Source organism: Microbacterium sp. H6 (assembly GCF_003314775.1).
GTDB lineage: Bacteria > Actinomycetota > Actinomycetes > Actinomycetales > Microbacteriaceae > Microbacterium > Microbacterium oxydans.
The window spans coordinates 495-1,468 of sequence record NZ_QOAY01000316.1 but is presented as its reverse complement, the minus strand read 5'-3'; the positions used below and the strand labels follow the sequence as shown (position 1 = coordinate 1,468).

Annotated in this window: 2 protein-coding genes; both read left to right on the top strand. The window is 73.5% G+C overall.

Going from position 1 to position 974, the window contains the following annotated elements; all coding sequences use genetic code 11:
* Positions 1-743: ROK family protein (locus tag DSP71_RS21635; protein WP_113682031.1), on the top strand; the 743-nt coding region annotated here is incomplete at its 5' end.
* The coding region (locus DSP71_RS21630) for a PfkB family carbohydrate kinase (protein ID WP_258546603.1) at positions 740-974 on the top strand (235 nt) is incomplete at its 3' end. The genes DSP71_RS21635 and DSP71_RS21630, both read left to right, overlap by 4 nt.

The following is a 974-nucleotide window of genomic DNA, read 5'->3' as shown; positions in this document are numbered from 1 at the left end:
AGCTCCGCGCCGCGCACCCCGACGTCGTGCCGCAGGCCGTGGGGCTCGTCGTCCCGGGGATCGTCGACGCGGATGCCGGGCTGGGGGTGTTCGCGAGCAATCTCGGATGGCACGACTCCCCGTTGCGCGATCTGGCCGCAGAGCGTCTCGGGCTCCCCGTGGCGTTCGATCACGACGTGCGTGCGGCGAGCTGGGCGGAGCGACGACTCGGCGGTGCGCGTGACTACGCCGATGCGGTGGTGCTCGTGATCGGAACCGGGATCGCGGGTGCCCTGCTCGTCGGGGGCGTCCCGTACACCGCGGGAGGATATGCGGGCGAGATCGGGCACTCCCCGATCGCGGACGGGCCGATCTGCGCGTGCGGCGCTCGCGGCTGCCTGGAAGCCGTCGCCTCGGCCGGAGCCATCGCCCGTCGCTATCAGGAGGCGACGGGAATCTCCCCCGAGGGGGCGAAGGACGTGATCGCGCGCGCGGCCGCGGGCGATGAGACCGCTGCGGAGATCTGGAACTCGGCACTCGACGCTCTGACGATGTCGCTGGCTCAGCTGACCGCCGTCGTGGCGCCGGAGGCCGTGGTGATCGGAGGCGGGCTGTCGCGTGCCGGCGGCGCCCTGTTCGACGAGCTGCGCACGCGCTTGGCCGCGCGCCTCAGCTTCCACCGCATCCCCGCTCTGGTCCCGGCCGAGCTCTCCGGCAACGCGGGTCTGCTGGGTGCCGCGCTTCGAGCTCGGGAGCTCACGTGATCCTCACCGTCACCCCCAACCCCGCACTCGATCTCACCTGGCGCGTCGACCGACTCGTCGAAGGGGGAACGCACCGCGCGGACCCCGGAGCGGCGCGCGCGGGTGGCAAGGGGCTCAACGTCGCCCGCGTGGCCCATGCCGAAGGGACCGAGGTGCTCGCGGTCACCACCGTGGGCGGTCGGGTCGGCGAGGAGTTCGCGGAGGAGCTGCGGGCGAGCGGCGTCCCGCACG